At 59.9% G+C, this 616-nt stretch carries 1 protein-coding gene; it reads left to right on the forward strand.

Annotated features, from left to right (window positions below; translation table 11 throughout):
• Window positions 1-23: 23 nt before the first annotated feature.
• On the forward strand, window positions 24-616 hold a 593-nt coding region (locus CAPSK01_RS03480), incomplete at its 3' end, for a transposase (protein ID WP_337958533.1).

Genomic DNA, 616 nt, shown 5'->3' on the forward strand with positions numbered 1-616 from the left:
GTGTGCGGATAGGAGAACGGGCGTTGCCACTGGCTTGGTGGGTTGAAGAAGGCGCCGCCAACCTGGGTTTTGAACCGCAACGGGAACTCCTGGATAAAATTCGGGAGTGGCTCCCGACTGGCGCGGCGGTATTGCTGTCGGCCGACCGGTTTTACGGCACGGTGGAGTTGCTGCGGTATGTGCAGAGGATGGGATGGCAGTATCGATTTCGGCTCAAAAGCAACTTCTCCGTGGATACCGGCCAAGGCGAACTGACCACCACAGGCGAATTGGCCGCAGGGTGCCGCGAACGCTACCTGCCTCAAGTCACGCTGTTTGCGGAAGGCGTACCGACCGCAATCGGCATTTTGCATGAGCCTGGCCACCCAGAACCATGGATCATCGCCATGGATTGTCCGCCTACGCGAGCGCGCGTACTCGACTACGGGTTGCGCTGGGGCATTGAACCCCTGTTCTCCGACCTCAAATCGCGCGGCTTCGAGTTGGCCGAAAGCCACCTGGAACAGGCGAAACGCCTGGATAAGATGCTTCTCATCATGGCCCTGGCCTTGCACTGGTGCGTCCGCGTCGGCTGGAAAGATCAACTGGAGCGCCCAACCCCCTTGGAAAAGAAAGC

Origin of the sequence: Candidatus Accumulibacter vicinus, from assembly GCF_000584955.1 — a bacterium.
Taxonomy (GTDB): Bacteria; Pseudomonadota; Gammaproteobacteria; order Burkholderiales; family Rhodocyclaceae; genus Accumulibacter; species Accumulibacter vicinus.